Source organism: Methylococcus sp. EFPC2, from assembly GCF_016925495.1.
Taxonomy (GTDB): Bacteria; Pseudomonadota; Gammaproteobacteria; order Methylococcales; family Methylococcaceae; genus EFPC2.
This window is the reverse complement of sequence record NZ_CP070491.1, coordinates 4,036,448-4,053,461: the sequence shown is the minus strand read 5'-3', so window position 1 is coordinate 4,053,461 and position 17,014 is coordinate 4,036,448. Positions and strand designations below refer to the sequence as shown.

General features: G+C 57.4%; 13 protein-coding genes. 7 read left to right on the top strand and 6 right to left on the bottom strand.

All coding sequences use genetic code 11. The features are described from left to right. Positions 1 to 827 precede the first annotated feature (827 nt). Both JWZ97_RS17370 and JWZ97_RS17365 read right to left on the bottom strand, forming a co-directional pair. Positions 828 to 2,564: an RNA-directed DNA polymerase gene (locus tag JWZ97_RS17370; RefSeq protein ID WP_205431737.1), complete on the bottom strand. Its 1,737-nt coding sequence runs from the start codon at positions 2,562 to 2,564 to the stop codon at positions 828 to 830. Continuing rightward, on the bottom strand, positions 2,557 to 3,750 hold the full coding sequence (locus JWZ97_RS17365) for a class I SAM-dependent methyltransferase (protein ID WP_205431735.1): 1,194 nt from the start codon (positions 3,748 to 3,750) through the stop codon (positions 2,557 to 2,559). The genes JWZ97_RS17370 and JWZ97_RS17365 overlap by 8 nt, the downstream gene beginning before the upstream one ends. Before the next feature lie 312 nt (positions 3,751 to 4,062). On the opposite strand from JWZ97_RS17365, the gene JWZ97_RS17360 reads away from it, so the two are divergent. Continuing rightward, positions 4,063 to 4,419 carry a hypothetical protein gene (locus JWZ97_RS17360; protein WP_205431733.1) on the top strand — a complete coding sequence of 119 codons (357 nt, stop codon included), beginning with the start codon at positions 4,063 to 4,065 and terminating at the stop codon, positions 4,417 to 4,419. Between the two features lie 160 nt (positions 4,420 to 4,579). On the opposite strand, the gene JWZ97_RS17355 is transcribed toward JWZ97_RS17360, so the two are convergent. Together JWZ97_RS17355 and JWZ97_RS17350 are read right to left on the bottom strand one after the other, a co-directional pair. Further along, entirely contained in the window at positions 4,580 to 4,828 is a 249-nt protein-coding gene (locus JWZ97_RS17355) for a hypothetical protein (protein ID WP_205431731.1), read from the bottom strand. A 30-nt stretch (positions 4,829 to 4,858) separates the two neighbouring features. Next, complete coding sequence (locus tag JWZ97_RS17350) at positions 4,859 to 5,116, bottom strand: hypothetical protein (protein ID WP_205431730.1); 258 nt, start codon at positions 5,114 to 5,116, stop codon at positions 4,859 to 4,861. 132 nt (positions 5,117 to 5,248) lie between these two features. Between JWZ97_RS17350 and JWZ97_RS17345 the strand changes: the two genes are divergently transcribed. Next, the gene (locus JWZ97_RS17345) at positions 5,249 to 5,440 is read left to right on the top strand and encodes a hypothetical protein (protein WP_205431728.1); all 192 of its coding nucleotides are present in this window, start codon (positions 5,249 to 5,251) and stop codon (positions 5,438 to 5,440) included. Positions 5,441 to 5,938: 498 nt separating this feature from the next. Here the strand turns inward: JWZ97_RS17345 and clpB are convergent, their stop codons facing one another. Next, on the bottom strand, positions 5,939 to 8,515 hold the full coding sequence (clpB, locus tag JWZ97_RS17340) for an ATP-dependent chaperone ClpB (RefSeq protein WP_205431726.1): 2,577 nt from the start codon (positions 8,513 to 8,515) through the stop codon (positions 5,939 to 5,941). A 237-nt stretch (positions 8,516 to 8,752) separates the two neighbouring features. Between clpB and typA the strand changes: the two genes are divergently transcribed. The 3 genes from typA (at position 8,753) to JWZ97_RS17325 (ending at position 12,337) form a co-directional block, all read left to right on the top strand. After that, complete coding sequence (typA, locus tag JWZ97_RS17335) at positions 8,753 to 10,576, top strand: translational GTPase TypA (RefSeq protein ID WP_205431724.1); 1,824 nt, start codon at positions 8,753 to 8,755, stop codon at positions 10,574 to 10,576. Between the two features lie 219 nt (positions 10,577 to 10,795). After that, positions 10,796 to 11,620, top strand: coding sequence for a heme-binding protein (locus JWZ97_RS17330; RefSeq protein WP_205431716.1), 825 nt, complete (start codon positions 10,796 to 10,798; stop codon positions 11,618 to 11,620). A 105-nt stretch (positions 11,621 to 11,725) separates the two neighbouring features. Then, complete coding sequence (locus JWZ97_RS17325; RefSeq protein WP_205431714.1) at positions 11,726 to 12,337, top strand: HEAT repeat domain-containing protein; 612 nt, start codon at positions 11,726 to 11,728, stop codon at positions 12,335 to 12,337. Positions 12,338 to 12,654: 317 nt separating this feature from the next. On the opposite strand, the gene JWZ97_RS17320 is transcribed toward JWZ97_RS17325, so the two are convergent. Continuing rightward, positions 12,655 to 13,269 (bottom strand): M15 family metallopeptidase, encoded by a 615-nt coding sequence (locus JWZ97_RS17320; protein ID WP_205431712.1) that lies wholly within the window; start codon positions 13,267 to 13,269, stop codon positions 12,655 to 12,657. Positions 13,270 to 13,397: 128 nt separating this feature from the next. Here JWZ97_RS17320 and JWZ97_RS17315 point away from each other — a divergent pair, with 128 nt between their 5' ends. Further along, positions 13,398 to 14,612, top strand: coding sequence for an EAL and HDOD domain-containing protein (locus JWZ97_RS17315; RefSeq protein WP_205431710.1), 1,215 nt, complete (start codon positions 13,398 to 13,400; stop codon positions 14,610 to 14,612). A 35-nt stretch (positions 14,613 to 14,647) separates the two neighbouring features. Further along, entirely contained in the window at positions 14,648 to 16,840 is a 2,193-nt protein-coding gene (locus JWZ97_RS17310; RefSeq protein ID WP_205434709.1) for a primosomal protein N', read from the top strand. Positions 16,841 to 17,014 lie beyond the last annotated feature (174 nt).

Sequence of the window (17,014 nt, the reverse complement as noted above, 5' to 3'; positions counted from 1 at the left end):
AATCATTCGATGCTGAAGATAAAACGATCAATAAAAAAGATAGAGCGACGTACCAAAATGATACATCACTCTATAATGAACATAGAATGATGTATCAAATTGATGCAAGACTCTATCTCCGACATAAAGCGACGCACTAAATTGATACAATGATCTGTGTTGGGCATGGAGTGCTCCAGAAACTTTATAGAACATTCTATGAATTTCATGAAACGATGTATCAAAATGATGCACCATTCCATCATAAACATGGAACGATGAATGAATTTTATCGATCATTCTATCGCTAATATCGACCGATGAATGAAAGAGATGAAATCCTCTAACTCAACCAGTCACCTGTTTATAAAGAATATGGAACATTCCATCCCAAACATGGATCGATGGATGAAAAACAAGGGAAAGCCATTGAAAAATGCCACTTTCCAAAAACAGCGCATTTCGTCAAGGAAGTAATAATGCGGGGATTATTTCTTGTACGGCGTCGAAGTTATCGCTGCCCTTATGGATGGATCTCAAACCGATGATCAGTCATTGCTATATTTTATTGGCGGTTATTCGGCCATTGCCGTCATTGGTCCTCGGCGTTTGATTTTCTGGAATGGCGGCTTTCGGCAGAGTTGTTGAAGTGACGTAGTCGGACAATTCGAAGTTAGGGCCGGCGTAAAGGGTACGTTGGCTTTGCCGGTATCATGGGTCGGCAGTTTAAGCACAACATTTCGGCGTTAACGTATAAAGTGATGCTGCGAACGCGATAAGTCGAGTCCGACCATCTTTCATGTAATTCGATTTATTGCGGATGAAAAGTCATACACTATCCTTAGATATTAACTTCTGTATTCTGAACTGAGCAATGAAAGAGCTTCAAGCACAGATCCCTCTGATAGAGAATACCTAGTCCGTGCCAGCGTTGAAAGTTCGCTAAACGACGCGCCAAGGCGTAGAGACTCAAACTCATCATCAAAAGATAAATCCGGCTTTGACCTCACTACCGAAGTGCGGCTAACGATACGAAGTAGTCGTAATTCCTCTCTGTCTTCTATAAATTGCATAACATCCGTCGGGATGATTCCGTATAGACGCAGCGTGATTAACCCATCGATCTCTGCACGACTTAATCCTGTTTCAAGCGATAACAAACTGGCATTACCATGACCGTGTTCCGACCAAAGTTCAGCAAATGCTGCTGGACCACTACCATAGAATGGTAAGATTGGATTGACGGACCCTGTACTAAGCGCCTTGGCAAGTGCTTGTTGCTCCACTAATTCCGGAAAAGCGTGGAAAATGCTTGCTTGGTGTTTCCAGTCCTCAAACCGCCTCAAATAAAACAAAGAATTAATTATCCTCCGGGCCTTTTGTATCTGCCAACGACGCAAATTCGGTGATGTTTCTTTAGGAGTCTGGGCAAATTCGCTAAGCGCCTTTTCATAATCGGCTTTAAGGCTTTTTCCTCGCCCCAAAAAATCGGCGTTCTTTGAGAAATACAACTTGATTGGGTTTTTCCTGCGTAAGAAAAGTCGAAACCGACTATATTGAGATAGAGCGAACAGTCGACCAACTGGTATAGAAAGACCGGCATCTGTGAACATCATCTTCAACTCGTCAGCGCGGCCAGGGTGAAAAGCTAAGTATGCTGCTAAATCGCCGCAAAGCAGTCTCAAAGTGTCAGTTTCGGAGACATCGGCGCGCATGATACTGTGCTGCCATTGTGTATGCGTGGTTACAAGTGTTTTATCGGCATTAATTGAAAATCCATATTGCTCAACGCACCTCTGTATGTCTTGCTTTACAGTGCCGGCATCATCTACATCACAAACGACGGCTATATCGTCTACATATCTAAAATAGTTGCTGCCGTATTTACTGGTCATCTCACTATCTACATCGTGCAATGCCAGCTGTCCTAGTACATGACCGGACGCTGGACCGATTGGAATTCCATTTCCATTGGCGGCCAATAGTTGGGCAAAAAACTGAAAGATGGACTCATGTGGTAGCCCCGGCTGATTGTCACACTGTTGCAACCGCGATTGAAGGACCGATAAGACCTGTTCTTTATTTGCCGAAGGATAAAAGCTCTTGAGGTCGCTGACGACCACAACGCGATTCGACTGACTCAATGCAGAAGCGATTTCATTATTACGTTGCTTGTAACCCTCGAAGAAATAGCGATAACTAACGCCTGAACGATTAGAATACGGCCAACGATAACTATAAACCCTTGGCGAAACCTGAAATAGTGAGCTTTCTGCCAACCATTTCAAGATCAACGCTTCTGCAAAGGCTGTAAGAGGACTGGAAGCCAAACATTCCCGATAATGATGATCGTAGCCTTCCGGGGTCTGGATCGAGCCTTTGTAAAGCTTAAATGGCTTAAACCGCCAGGTATCGCCCGCAAGCAAACGGCGGCTGACCAATCTTTGCAAATACTCAGCTTCTTGAATTTGCAGTTGGCTGACGATTAACCGCAGGCCAATGTAGGAGGGAAAATAGACTTGTCTGGTTGCATTTAGCGCTCGTATAAGCAAGGTTTGATCGTTTCCAAACATCGACTTACTCATTTCTGAATGCTGTCACCACAACGTGGCTTTTGGTGACTTTTAATGCATGCGGGTCATACCAATCAAAATGACGAGGCTCAAGCTCTGTCAGAAGTAGGCCTTCCGTTTTAATTTCGTAAGATTCAGCCTTTTTTGAAAACGTGTAGGCAATTTTTCTCAGCTTCAAGAAAATCGTATCGAGGAATATTCTAAACCAAGGTTTCTTTGTGTGAGACGAGAACGGTTCAACCCACAGCCAAGAACTAGTTCGCTGGCTATGACTCAGCCAAGCAGCTGCCATTTTTAGGGAGTCGTGCATTTTTTCAATGCCCTCTTTTCCCACTCCAGATAAGGCTGAAATAACACAAATAAACCGGTTAACACCTTGCTGTTTCGCATCATCAAAAAAATGTTCCAACACTTCGTTAAAATTCCCCGTGATGGCCATATCGCAGACCGCAGTTTTTAATGATAAATTAAGGCCAACGGATGCTAACCATGGTTTGAGTTTATCAAGCATTTCCCGATAATAACACAATGCGTCTTCCGAAAAATCTACAGCAAAAATGGACACAGTTACCGGTAATTTTGGTATAGCCTTTTGTAATCGGAGCTCACAGAGCAATGAGAGCATGGCCAAGGTACCTGCACCATTACCGGCAGCTAAGTCCAATAAGAAAATGTGACCATCCCCTAGCTGGTCCAAGACCATATCGCGCACATCCAATTGTGCGCCGTCAGGTGCAGCGCATATAAACTGCATTCGCGCAGCGGAATTCAAGAATCGATTGATAAAATGTTCTACGGCATCTTCTGTTGTTTTTCCACCAATACTGCCTTGTTGACTGGGCTGATACTTTACCAACCAGCCATTGTGAATTAAGAAGTCCTTATGTGCCGAAGCCAGTGGCTCGGGTAGATATAAGACTCCGTTATTCCAAACTGTCGTCGGCAGGTTTTTACTGCTGAATAAGGATGAATAAATGCTCATCACGCGGGCTTCCCAGCTGTCTTTTTTGGTGACATTACTATTTCGGAGTATACAGTACGAGTGATTATCCAACGTCTGAACGAATTCAGACGCCGACGCCACTTCGCCTTGTTGCGAATCGTAGGCAAAGGTTGAGTCCCAGTCGACCATCGATTTGTGCAAGTGATAGCGCGGTCTAGAAATTGACGCCGGCATGGCGAGGGCGCCGATCTGCATGAGGGATTGTTTGGTCAGTTGAGCCTGGTGAGATAGACGATCAGCCGCAACTCGCCGTGTCGGAACGGATAAGTCAGTCCTGGTATCACATCAGATACCGAGCGTTGGCCGAGAGCGTTGATAAACACAGGCTGCTACATCGAATCATTAAGGTGGCCCGTAAATATTCGACGCGCCGGCATATTAAAATTTGGCGGATTGGCAGCTAGCAGATTTAGAGGCCGGATTAAATAGATGAAAGCAGCCAGCCATGATTGGCTGCTATCGGTCATCCCGAATGGCCGTTTAGGCCGATCTTGAGACGATAGTGCCGTGAAGTCCTGGCTTTACAGCTTTATCGTTTCTGATCGCGTTATGACTGCCTTCCGCCGAGGCCTGGGCACCCACGATCTATTCATTTCACGCGACAACAAGCAGATGTTCTGCTCCCGCGCCATGCACGACTTTCGGGTCTATCCGTCGGTCGAAAGTCACGAAACGGCCGCCATTGCGCACTGCCGGCGCAAGAAGATAAGCGTCGGTCAGCTGTCGGTGCCCCAGCAACTTGGACCAGTCGAAAATACCTTCTTCGAGCAAGTTCAGATCTGCCGTCCAGAACTGGTGGTGCTGACTTTTAGCCGCTTCCGCCAGGCGTGCTGCGACCTGTCCGGCCGGGAAGTGCCGGGGTAGGACGATTGCGTCATGATGCGGATGCAGCCGTTTTGGGTGATCGGGCAGGATGCCCAGCCGTGTTCGAGTTACCGCGCCAACCAATCCATGGCGAGGCGGTGATGGATATGGTCCGCATCCAGCAGGGCAATGAGCACATTGACATCCAGCAATGCGCGCATTAAACGCCCTCGGTGTCCCGCAGGGTGTCAATCAGTTCATTCGAAACCACCAGGCCCCGAGTAGGGAAAGGGCGAAAGCCCCCGACAGCCGCCTGCGCGTCCCTTTCCGGATGATGGTCGTCGGGTGTACCCGCCAGCGCCTTGCGCAACAAGCGTGACACCATCTGACCGGCAGAAATGCGCTGCTGCCTGGAAAGCTCCTTGGCAGCCGCCAGAACGTCATCGTCGATATCGAGCGTTGTGCGCATAAAAACCTCACTTGAATCGAGACAGTATCATCAGGAGGATATTGCATTGCGCATCAGCGCATCAATCACGTCTATCAACCGCGTTCGAGCAAAGACCGTTCCGGTGATGCTGTCGCCGGCGAAGGGCGATACGGGGGGAGAGTCGATTTTCGCTGACCACCAAGCTATGCATGAAGCGCTGTGTTTCACGAATCCCACATTGTCGCGCTTGGCTGGGTCGAAGTACTGCGCGGCCAGAGCCGTTGGATCTTCTACCCGTCTCTCGGGTAGGGATTGCGTGATCGCCATGGCCTTTCGAGGCACAGCAAGCGTCGTCTCCTGATAGTTCTTCTTTTGTACAGTGGGGTGTTGGTTGCATTAGGCGGTCCGGTAGCGGCCGTAACGAAAAGACCCAAACACATCTACGCAGAAGGGCACGAAATGGCTGGCTACAAGGTGACGATAGAAGAACTACCCAGCGGCAAGTGGGCCTGTTTCCTCAATTTGGAGGGACATGACGAACCCATCAATCTTGGGAAGGAGTTCAAGAGCGAGGAGCGGGCGGAAAACTGGCTGAATGTTTCCGAATCCGTGACGGCGATCGAAATGATGATCCGCAAGCATAAGAAGTAGGGTCAGCTCGAGAACTCTGAATTTATTAACAGTTTATGGCGCTTGCGCCACCCCTAGCGATGAAAGCACTCGCGCCATAAGCTGTTTCCCTCACCCCATCCTTCTCCCAAAGGGCGAGGGAGATCAAAGTGTTCGCTTCGCGACTTTCATGGTAACCCGGCCCACATGTCATGGTGGGAGCGGCCTTCAGGCCGCGATCTTCGCGGGCTAAAGCCAGCTCCCCCACAAATACCTGACCGGGGATTTTTCGGGCCATCTTAATAAGCCGTCGTTCCGGCATGGAAGGTCGCGACTCAAGCGACGCTTGCGATTGGAACTGCCGGAATCGAGGTTACAGGGATGTGAAACGCCTCAGCCATCCTTGGTCTCTGGACCCCGGCATTCCCTGCCGGGGTGACGATGTGCCTCTTAACTTTACGGCATTGCCCTGAGAGAGAGGGTCATAAAATCGGTGATTTGGAAGATAGACCTGCCTCCAAGACCGGATGGCTTATAGGCTTATCCTCGGCCGAAACTCAGCGCTCCATCGGCGACATCCACGCGGATCACATCGCCCGGTTCGAAACGGCCGGAGAGGATACTTTGCGCCAGCGGGTTTTCCAGTTGATGCTGGATGGCGCGCTTGAGCGGGCGGGCACCGTAGACGGGGTCGAAGCCGGCTTCGCCGAGCTTGTCCAGGGCTGCTTCGCTGATTTCCAGGGCGAAATCCCGGTCTTGTAAGCGCTTTTGCAGCAGGCCGATCTGGATGCGGGAGATGGCGCGGATCTGCTCCTTAAGCAAAGGATGGAAGACCACGACTTCGTCGATGCGGTTGATGAATTCCGGGCGGAAGTGGTAGCCGACGATTTCCATCACCGCCGCTTTCATGGCAGCGTAATGTTCATCTCCGGCCAACTCCTGGATGCGGTCCGAACCCAGGTTGGAGGTCATCACGATCACGGTGTTGCGGAAATCGACCGTGCGGCCGTGGCCGTCGGTCAGACGGCCGTCGTCCAGCACCTGTAACAAGATGTTGAACACGTCCGGGTGGGCTTTCTCCACCTCGTCGAGCAGGATGACCGAATAAGGCTTGCGCCGCACCGTCTCGGTGAGATGGCCGCCTTCCTCGTAGCCGATATAGCCGGGCGGCGCGCCGATTAGCCGGGCCACGGAATGCTTCTCCATGAACTCAGACATGTCGATGCGCACCATGGCTTCCTCGGTGTCGAATAGGAACTCCGCCAGCGCCTTGCACAACTCGGTCTTGCCCACGCCGGTCGGCCCCAGGAACAGGAAGGAACCGTTCGGCCGGTTAGGGTCGGCGAGTCCGGCGCGCGAGCGGCGGATGGCGTCGGCCACCGCCTTGATGGCCTCGTCCTGGCCGACCACCCGCTTGTGCAGGTTGGCTTCCATCTGCAGGAGCTTTTCCCGCTCGCCTTCCAGCATTTTGGAGACCGGGATGCCGGTCCATTTGGACACGACCTCGGCGATTTCCTCCTCGGTGACCTTGTTGCGTAGCAACTGCTTTTCCTGGGTTTCCGCATGTTCGGCCTGCTCCAGCTCCTTTTCCAGCTTGGGGATCTCACCGTATTGCAGCTCCGACATGCGCGCGAGATCGCCGGCCCGGCGGGCGGTTTCCAGATCGAGCCGCACCTTCTCCAGCTTTTCCTTGATGCTGGCCGTGCCTTGCAGCGAGGCCTTTTCCGCCCTCCAGATTTCGTCCAGATCGGCAAAGTCTCTTTCGAGTTCGTCGATATTTTCCTGCAAGGCTTCCAGGCGCTTGCGCGAGGCCTCGTCGGTTTCCTTCTTGAGGGCTTCTCGCTCGATCTTGAACTGGATCAGCCGGCGTTCCAGCCGATCCATCTCTTCCGGCTTGGAATCGATCTCCATGCGGATGCGGCTGGCCGATTCGTCGATCAGGTCGATGGCTTTATCCGGCAGGTTGCGATCGGTGATGTAACGATGCGACAACACCGCCGCCGCGACGATGGCCGGGTCGGTGATGGTCACGCCGTGATGCACTTCGTACTTTTCCTTCAAGCCGCGCAGGATGGCGATGGTGTCCTCGACGTTGGGTTCGTCGACCAGCACCTTCTGGAAGCGGCGTTCCAGCGCGGCGTCCTTCTCGATGTACTGGCGGTATTCGTCCAGCGTGGTCGCGCCGACGCAATGCAGCTCGCCGCGCGCCAGGGCGGGCTTGAGCATGTTGCCGGCGTCCATGGCGCCCTCGGCCTTGCCTGCACCGACCATGGTGTGCAGCTCATCTATAAATAAGATGATCTTGCCTTCCTGCTTGCCGATGTCGTTGAGCACGGCTTTCAAGCGCTCCTCGAATTCGCCGCGGAACTTGGCGCCGGCGATCAGGGCGGCCATGTCCAGGGCCAGCAAGCGCTTGCCCTTGATGCCCTCCGGTACTTCGCCGTTGACGATGCGCTGGGCCAGTCCTTCGACGATGGCGGTCTTGCCCACGCCCGGTTCGCCGATCAGCACGGGATTGTTCTTGGTGCGCCGCTGCAACACCTGGATGGTGCGGCGGATTTCGTCGTCGCGGCCGATCACCGGGTCCAGCTTGCCCTGCTCGGCCCGCTCGGTCAGATCGATGGTGTATTTGCTCAGGGCCTGGCGCTGTTCCTCGGCATTGGGGTCGTTCACCGCCTGCCCGCCGCGCAGCGAATCGACGGCCTTCTCCAGCACTGCCTGGGTGAGCCCATGTTTGCGCAGCAGCTCGCTCAGCGAGCCTTTATCCAATACGGCGGCCAGCACGAACAATTCGCTGCTGATGTACTGGTCTCCGCGTTTCTGGGCCAGCTTGTCGGTCAGGTTGAGCAGCCGGGACAATTCGTTGGAGATCTGCACGTCGCCGCCGCTGCCTTCCACCTTGGGCATGCGCTTGAGGGTGTCGGTCAAGGCCTGGCGCAGGGCCTGCACGTTGGCCCCGGCCTGGGCCAGCAGGGGCTTGACCGTGCCGCCTTCCTGGTCGATGAGGGTGGCGAGCACGTGCACCGGTTCGATGAATTGGTGGTCGTGACCCAGCGCCAGGCTTTGCGCGTCGGCCAAAGCCATCTGGAATTTGCTGGTCAGTTTGTCCATGCGCATGATCGTTCACCTGCAATGTTGAGTGGATGGCGCATTAGTGGGGCTGCCGCCCCCCCTTTTCAAGCAAGCTGTCATATGGACACGGTATCCTTGCCCGGACGCAAAAACCCTGCACTTTAGTTGGCCAAATTTGGGTGCTAACCGGTACAATGCTTGCTTTTTGCGCAGGCTTGCTCTTACCCGCCCGGACTGGCGCACTCACTACATCTCGGCTCTCCCGCCGCTCAACAAGGTTTTATGATAGAAAAGCTTAGAAACATCGCCATCATCGCGCACGTCGACCATGGCAAAACCACCCTCGTCGACAAGCTGCTCCAGCAGTCCGGCACTTTCGCCGCCCACGAAAAGGTGGAAGAGCGCGTGATGGACTCCAACGCGCTGGAAAAGGAGCGCGGCATCACCATCCTGGCGAAGAACACCGCCATCGACTGGAACGACTACCACATCAACATCGTCGACACCCCCGGCCACGCCGACTTCGGCGGCGAAGTGGAGCGCGTGTTGTCCATGGTCGACTCGGTGCTGCTGCTGGTCGACGCGGTCGACGGCCCCATGCCGCAGACCCGCTTCGTGACCCAGAAAGCCTTCGCCATGGGCCTGCACCCCATCGTGGTCATCAACAAGATCGACCGCCCCGGCGCGCGCGCCGATTGGGTCCTGGACCAGACCTTCGATCTGTTCGACCGTCTGGGCGCCACCGAAGCGCAGCTCGACTTCCCCGTCGTTTATGCATCGGCGCTGAACGGCTACGCCGGGGACAACCCGGACATCCGCGAAGGCAACATGGACTATCTGTTCCAGACCATCGTGGACAAGGTGCACCCGCCCAAGGTCGACCGTGAAGGCGGCTTCCAGTTGCAGATCTCGCAGCTCGACTACAACTCCTATGTCGGCGTCATCGGCATCGGCCGCATACAGCGCGGTTCGGTCAAGACCAACACTCAGGTCGTGGTCGTCAGCCGCGACGGCAAGACGCGCAACGCCCGCGTGCTGCAGGTCTTCGGCTTCAAGGGTCTGGAGCGCGTGGAAGTGCCGCAAGCCGACGCCGGCGACATCATCGCCTTCACCGGCATCGACACCCTGGAGATCTCCGACACCCTGTGTTCGCCGGACAACGTCGAAGCGCTGCCACCGCTGACCGTGGACGAGCCGACCGTGAGCATGACCTTCCAGGTCAACAACTCACCCTTCGCCGGCAAGGAAGGCAAGTTCGTCACCTCGCGCCAAATCCGCGAGCGCTTGCAGCGCGAACTGTTGCACAACGTGGCGCTGCGCGTCGAGGACACCGCCGACCCGGATAAATTCAAGGTTTCCGGCCGCGGCGAGCTGCACCTGTCCATCCTGATCGAAAACATGCGCCGCGAAGGTTACGAACTGGGCGTCTCGCGCCCGGAAGTCATCGTCAAGGAAATCGACGGCGAGCCGAGCGAGCCTTACGAATACGTCACCATCGAAGTCGAGGAGACCAACCAGGGCGCAGTGATGGAGAAGCTGGGCGAGCGCAAGGGCGATCTGCTCAACATGGTGCCGGACGGCCAGGGCCGCGTGCGCCTGGAATACATGATGCCTTCGCGCGGCCTGATCGGCTTTCAGACCGAGTTCATGACCGCCACTTCCGGCACCGGTCTGCTCTATCACGTGTTCGACCACTACGGCCCGCTCAAGAAGGGCAACATCGGCCAGCGCATCAACGGCGTGCTGGTTTCGATGGTGGCAGGCAAGGCCTTGGGCTACGCGCTGTTCAACCTGCAGGAGCGCGGCCGGCTGTTCATCGAACACGGCACGGAAGTGTATGAAGGCATGGTCATCGGCATCCATTCGCGCGACAACGATCTGGTGGTCAACCCGACCAAAGCCAAGCAGCTCACCAACATCCGCGCGGCCGGTTCGGACGAAAACATCCTGCTGACTCCGCCGATCAAGATGAGCCTGGAACAGGCCCTGGAATTCATCGACGACGACGAGCTGGTGGAGGTCACCCCGCAGACCGTGCGCATCCGCAAGAAACTGTTGCTGGAGCACGAGCGCAAGAGGGCGGGACGGGCGTCGAGCGCGGAGTGATCGTCGACTCGTCGCGGAAGCCAGCCGGACGGGCCTCCCGTCCGGCTGCTTTGTGATGCAGTTCACAAAATTGGCGGGAAAAGTTTATTGACTTCGGCGCCGCGTATAACAACAATCCTTACTCGCGCAGAGACCTCGCAATCGGACGGTTTCCGGCGCTTCACGGCCGACCGGCTGTTGAGTTCATGCTTGCTAACAACCTGTACTAGAGGGACTTTTATGAAGCTTAGAAACACTATTTCCCTGTTCATCAGCACCCTGGCTTTGGCCTTCGGTGCCCAAACCGTTTCGGCGGATGCCGGCGGCGCGACCAACAACACGGGCATCAGCCGTGATCAACTCGTCGCTGCGGTAAATCAAGCCACCACCGACGACCTGGACGGCGGCTATCCGCTGAAGTTTTGGGTCACCCTGGTGGACAACACGGGAAAAGTGATCGAAGTGGTGACCAACGGCGCAACCGGTGAAAACGCCAGCAACAGCGAATGGCTGGGCAGCCGCGTCATCTCCGCGCAGAAGGCCAACACCGCCAACGCATTCAGCCTCAACGGCTATGTCATCTCCACCGCGAATCTGTATAAGGCCACCCAGCCGGGTGGCAGCCTGTTCGGTCTGCAGCACAGCAACCCGGTCGACGCCAGCACCGCCTATGCCGGCAATCCCAAGAAATATGGCACCGCGGAAGATCCGCTGAAAGGCCGTCGCATCGGCGGCGTCAACGTCTTCGGTGGCGGCCTGGCGCTCTATGCCGGCGGCACGAAGGTCGGCGCGATCGGCGTATCCGGCGATACTTCCGTCGCGGATCACGCTTTCGCATGGCGTGTGCGTGAAGCTCTGGGCAAACATCCTGCCGCAGGTACCGTCGGCATCACGACCTTCAACGTCGATGTAGCCGGTGTCGCACAGACGCCGATCGCCGGCGCCGCCAAGGGCGACGAGCTGATCCTCGAAAGCGGCTCCGCCGACTACTGGAATGCCTGGTCCCACCCGGCCGCTCCGAACACCAAGGTCGGCACCAACGTCGGTATCCTGCAGGCTCCGTAATTCCGTAGTTACAGTCTCCAACGAGCGGGCGTACATCGCCCGCTTTTTTGTTCCGGGTATGGCGTGAGCGCATTCAGCCGTCGTCTTCTCTTGGCATCGGGCGTCGTGGCAACCGCCACAGTCCTTTATTTCTCGGCGCGTTCGGCGCCACCACATCCCATCCGACCGCCGGTCACCGATGCGCGTCCCGTCGCACCGGCGCCCCGTGCACCGACCGAAAGGCTACAAGCTCTGGCGGCCGGCTTTTCGAGCGCCTCCGGACAAGCCAACGGCGAAGCCGGGGAAATTTCCGGCCCCATCGTCACCGAACAAATAAATCTGGCCGGCAAGGAATTGCAGAGTCCGGACGCCGAAATGCGTGTCGGTGCCCTACAACAACTGGCCGCTTATCCGAACAAGGAATCGGAAGGGATCCTACTGCGCGCGCTGCAGACCGACCGCGATGAAAGTGTGCGTTCAGCGGCGGCGGAGGCCTTGTCTTCGGTGAGCAAACCCGGCAAATCGACCGTATCGGCGGTCGTCGCCGCCAGCGCCGATCCCAGCGGGCAAGTGCGCACGCATGCGCTAATGACTCTGGAAGTTTGGGTCGAACGGGAACCCTACGGTTCGGCGCGAACCAAGGCTATCCTGGAACAGCTCAGGCAACAGTTGAAGCGCCGCCTGAAGGTCTCGACGCGCGCAGACATCCGCGACTTTCTCGCGGACCACGCCTCATGAAATGAGCTGTGGGACCACGGACCTCCATACACCGATCCCCGAGTCCGGCGCTACACAATCTTCCGGGCATAAAAAACCCCCGTGCATCCCTGCCGGGGGTTGTCGCCTGCTTGGTTGGCATTACTCCTTCCGTCCCTGGTCACTTTCCTGTGCAATTTCCTTGAAATCCGTATCCGATTTTGGCGACGGGTGTAAGTCTGACAAAATCCGGGGCGCTTGTAAGTTAGATAATGCCGTATTCGATGTGAAATAGTTCACTTTTGGATAATTTCGCCCTCCAACGCGCGCGCCATACCTACGATGCGCGACAACTGGCTTCAAACTATCGCGTGAAACGGCAGATCCAGCAGGGCGTATTCGCGCCAGTCCTTGTAATCGAAATGCCACCATTCCGTCGGGTATACGGTGAAGCCGTCCGCTTCCATGGCGGTGCGCAGCAGCTCTCGCATGCGGCGAGGTTCGGGGTCGCCGCCGGCATAGTCCGGATGGGCCCGCTCGTTCATTTCGTCGTACGCGCTGGGCATGGTCACCTCTCGACCGGTCATCAGGTCGTATAGTGTCAGGTCGACGGCGCAGCCCCGATTATGACGCGAGCCTTCGGCGGGATCGGCGACATAGGGTCGTTGCTTCTCGGAGACCAGTTCCCAAAACAGTTGGGTAATCGACCAGGGCCGGTAACCGTCAAAAATCAAAAGTCCATAACCCAGGCCCTTAAGACGGCGGTTGATACGAACCAGCGCTTCGGCGCCGGGGCGTTGCAACAATACTCGCGCCTCGGGATAAACGGCACGTCCGATGAAATTCTCGGCCGTCGCGTAACGCACATCGAGACGCAACGCCGGATCCAATCGGATCAACTCGACCAATTCGTGCGGACGACACGACGCAGGGGACTCGACGGCACCCGGTAGGGCTACATGAATGTTCTGCATTTTTGCTTACTCGCGCGCAATCTCGTCGTGGCCAGCACGGGCGAGACATGGAATTCGGGATTGGATATCGTATTATCCTCACCGGCCGCGACATTTGCCCAACCCAAGCATGGGTTAACGGATATTGAATGCAAGAATTTCTGATCGGTCGCCAGCAAATCTTCGATCGCAATCTCGACATTTTCGCCTATGAACTGCTGTTTCGTGATGCCCAGGGACGCGGGCCACAGGAAACCGAAGCGACCGACGCCAGCAACGAAGTCATCGTCAACAGCTTGCTCGAGGAAGGGCTGAACAAGGTCGTTGGTCCGCACCGCGCCTTCATCAACTTCACCCGCGAGAACCTGCTGAACGGCACGGCCCATCTGTTGCCCAAGGACAAGGTGGTGATCGAAATCCTTGAGAGCGTGGCGATCGACGATGCCTTGATCGGCGCGGTACAAGCCTTGGCCCGTGACGGCTATACGATTGCACTGGACGACTTCGTCCTTTCCGACCCCTGGCTGCCGGTGATCAAACTGGCCCATATCGTCAAGCTGGACATATTGAACATGAGCCCCGAGACCGGCCGGAAGTACATGGAATTGCTGGGCCGGTTTTCGGTTAAATTCCTGGCCGAAAAGGTCGAAACCCACGAGCAGTACATCGAGTATCGCACGATGGGCTGCGACTATTTTCAGGGTTACTTGTTCAGCCGCCCGCACGTGGTCCAGGGGAAAAAGACCCATCACGGGCACCACGCGGTGGTCCGCCTGTTGGCTGAAATCAATCGTGCCGACGTGGATGTCGGCGAACTGGCGCAGATCATTTCGACCGACGCGCGCCTGAGTTATAAATTGCTCCGCTACCTCAATACCTCGGCGGCATTCGGACTGCGGAAAAAAATCGAAACGATCCGCCATGCCATCGTGATGCTGGGCCTCAATGAGACCAAGCGCTGGGCCAGTCTGCTCGCCCTGGTCAGTTTTCCCGCAGAGTCGAAGGAAATCATCGTGGTTTCGCTGAGCCGCGCCAAGATGTGCGAACGACTCGCGGTCGCCGCGCACCGTGGGAGCAGCGATGAATTCTTTCTGACGGGCCTGATGTCCATGCTCGATCATATGTTGGGCGCGCCGCTGGATGAAATCATCGAGGACTTGCCGCTGGCCGATGCGGTCGCGCGGGCACTGGTTAATCGCGAGGGCGTGCTGGGCGAAGCGCTGAACTGCGTCATCGATTATGAACATTGGAGCCTGGATACGCTGCGATTTTCCGAGCTTCCGGTAACCGAGATAGGACGGGCCTACCGGGAATCCGTCGCCTGGGCAAATGAAGTCGCCGCCTCGCTCGACCTTGCGGGCTAGGTGAGCATCCTTCCGCATCGAGTGATTTGGCCTCGATGACCCGGGTGCTCAAGGTGGCCGCCCAGGTTCCGCTGCGGCAAACCTATGATTATCTGCCGCCGGCGGACTTCCCCATGGAGCGGCTCCAGCCCGGCATGCGCCTGCTGGTGCCTTTCGGCCGGCGCCTGTGCGTCGGCTTCCTGCTCGGCATCGAAGACCAAACCAGCGTCGACCCCAAACGCCTCAAGCCGGTATCCAGCGTGCTGGACGAATGCTCCCTGCTCGCGCCGGCCGACGTCTCCGTCCTGCGCTGGGCCAGCGCGTATTATCACCATCCCGTCGGCGAGGTGTTCGCCACCGCTTTTCCCATTCTGCTGCGACAAGGACGGCCGGCGCGCATCGAAGCGGCTCAGGTTCTCTGCCTGACCGAAGCCGGCAAATCAGCGGATGGCAAGGCGCTCGCGCGCGCGCGCCGCCAGGCCTTGCTGTTCCAATGGCTGGGCGAGCGGCCTACCGGCGTTCCGGTCGATGAGCTGGCCACCCAGGAGTGGGCCTGGCGCCCGCCGGCGCAGGCCCTGATCGAGCGCGGCTGGGCTTGTTTCCGGGATGCACCGACCGACTTACCGCCCTCCACCGAACACCTGGCGCCGGCGCTCGCGCTCAACGACGCGCAAACGCAGGCCCTGGACCGGCTGACACTATCACTGGGCCGCTACGGGGCCTTTCTGCTGGACGGGGTAACAGGCAGCGGCAAAACCGAGGTTTATCTGCAAGCGGTGCAAGCCGTCTTGGCTCGCGGTGAGCAGGCCCTGATCCTGTTGCCGGAGATCAGCCTGACGCCCCAACTGGAAGCGGGATTTCGGACCCGATTCGCCGAACGGGTGGTCGTGTTCCATTCGGGCCTCAGCGAGAGTGAAAGGCTGCGCGCGTGGCTGGCCATGCAGCGTGGAGTAGCCTCGGTGATGCTGGGCACGCGCTCGGCGGTGTTCACCCCGCTCAGGCGGCCGGGCTTGATCGTGCTGGACGAAGAGCACGACACTTCTTTCAAACAGCAGGAGGGATTCCGCTTCTCCGCCCGCGATCTGGCCGTGGTGCGCGCGCGCCGCCTGAACATCCCCGTTCTGCTGGGATCGGCAACGCCATGCCTGGAAAGTTTGGGCAACGTCCAGCGTGGCCGCTACTGGGCCCTGCATTTGCCCGAGCGCGTGGGTGCCGCGCGTCCGCCCAAGTTCCGGGTCATAGACATCCGCGGGCAGCGCCTGAACGAAGGACTGTCCTCCCCGCTCGTTGCCCAGCTCGGCGACGCATTGGCCCGCGGGGAACAGGCCCTGTTGTTTCTCAACCGCCGCGGATACGCCCCGACCCTCATCTGTCACGCCTGCGGCTGGGTCGCCGAATGCCGGCGTTGCGATGCACATATGGTGATTCACGCACGCGACCGGCGCTTGCGCTGCCATCACTGCGGCCACGAGCACCCGGTGCCGGAGCGCTGCCCGAGTTGTCGAACCGCCGACCTGCGTCCGCTCGGACTGGGCACCGAGCGGGTGGAGATGGCCCTGTCCACGCTGCTCCCGCATGCGCGCGTTGCGCGCATCGATCGGGACAGCACGCGCCGCAAGGGTAGCCTGGATAGGCTGCTGGAAGACGCGCGAAACGGCGAAATCGACATCCTGCTGGGCACCCAAATGCTGGCCAAGGGGCATCATTTCCCCAAGGTCACCCTCGTCGGCATCCTGGATGTGGATACAGGTTTTTACAGCCAGGACTTCCGCGCCGGCGAGCACACCGCCCAGCTCATCATGCAGGTGGCCGGACGCGCCGGGCGCGAGAGCCAGCCGGGCCTGGTCGTCCTGCAGACCCGCCACCCCGACCATCCCCTGTTGCAGGACTTGCTGCGCGCCGGCTATCCGGCCTACGCCGAAGCCGCACTGCAGGAACGCCGCGCCGCGGCCCTGCCGCCCTATTCCTACCAGGCGCTCTGGCGAGCCGAAGGCGGCGATGCCGAAACGCCCCGCCTGCTGCTGGAACGCGTCAAGGAATGGACTGGCCGCGGCGTGACCGGCCTCGGCCCGGCCCCCGCCCCGTTGACGCGACAGGCAGGCCGCTGGCGTTGGCAATACCTGATGCAATGCGAGCAGCGCGCGCCGCTCCACACGCTCATCGACGATATCCTGCAGCGATTGCCGGCCGTCCCCGAGCATAGACGCGTGCGCTGGTCGGTGGACATCGATCCCATCGACTGGAGCTGAAGCGCACCGCCGCAAGCCTGGCCAACCGCCGAGCCGAACGCATCGCACCGACATCCGCGCATCGTTCCCCTTTGGATCGGAGCATGCGGTCTTCTAGACCTACACCTCCGATTCCCGGCATAAGCTCGTCTGCCGACTCCGCCAAGCTCATCCCACGCTACCTCAGGAAGACCG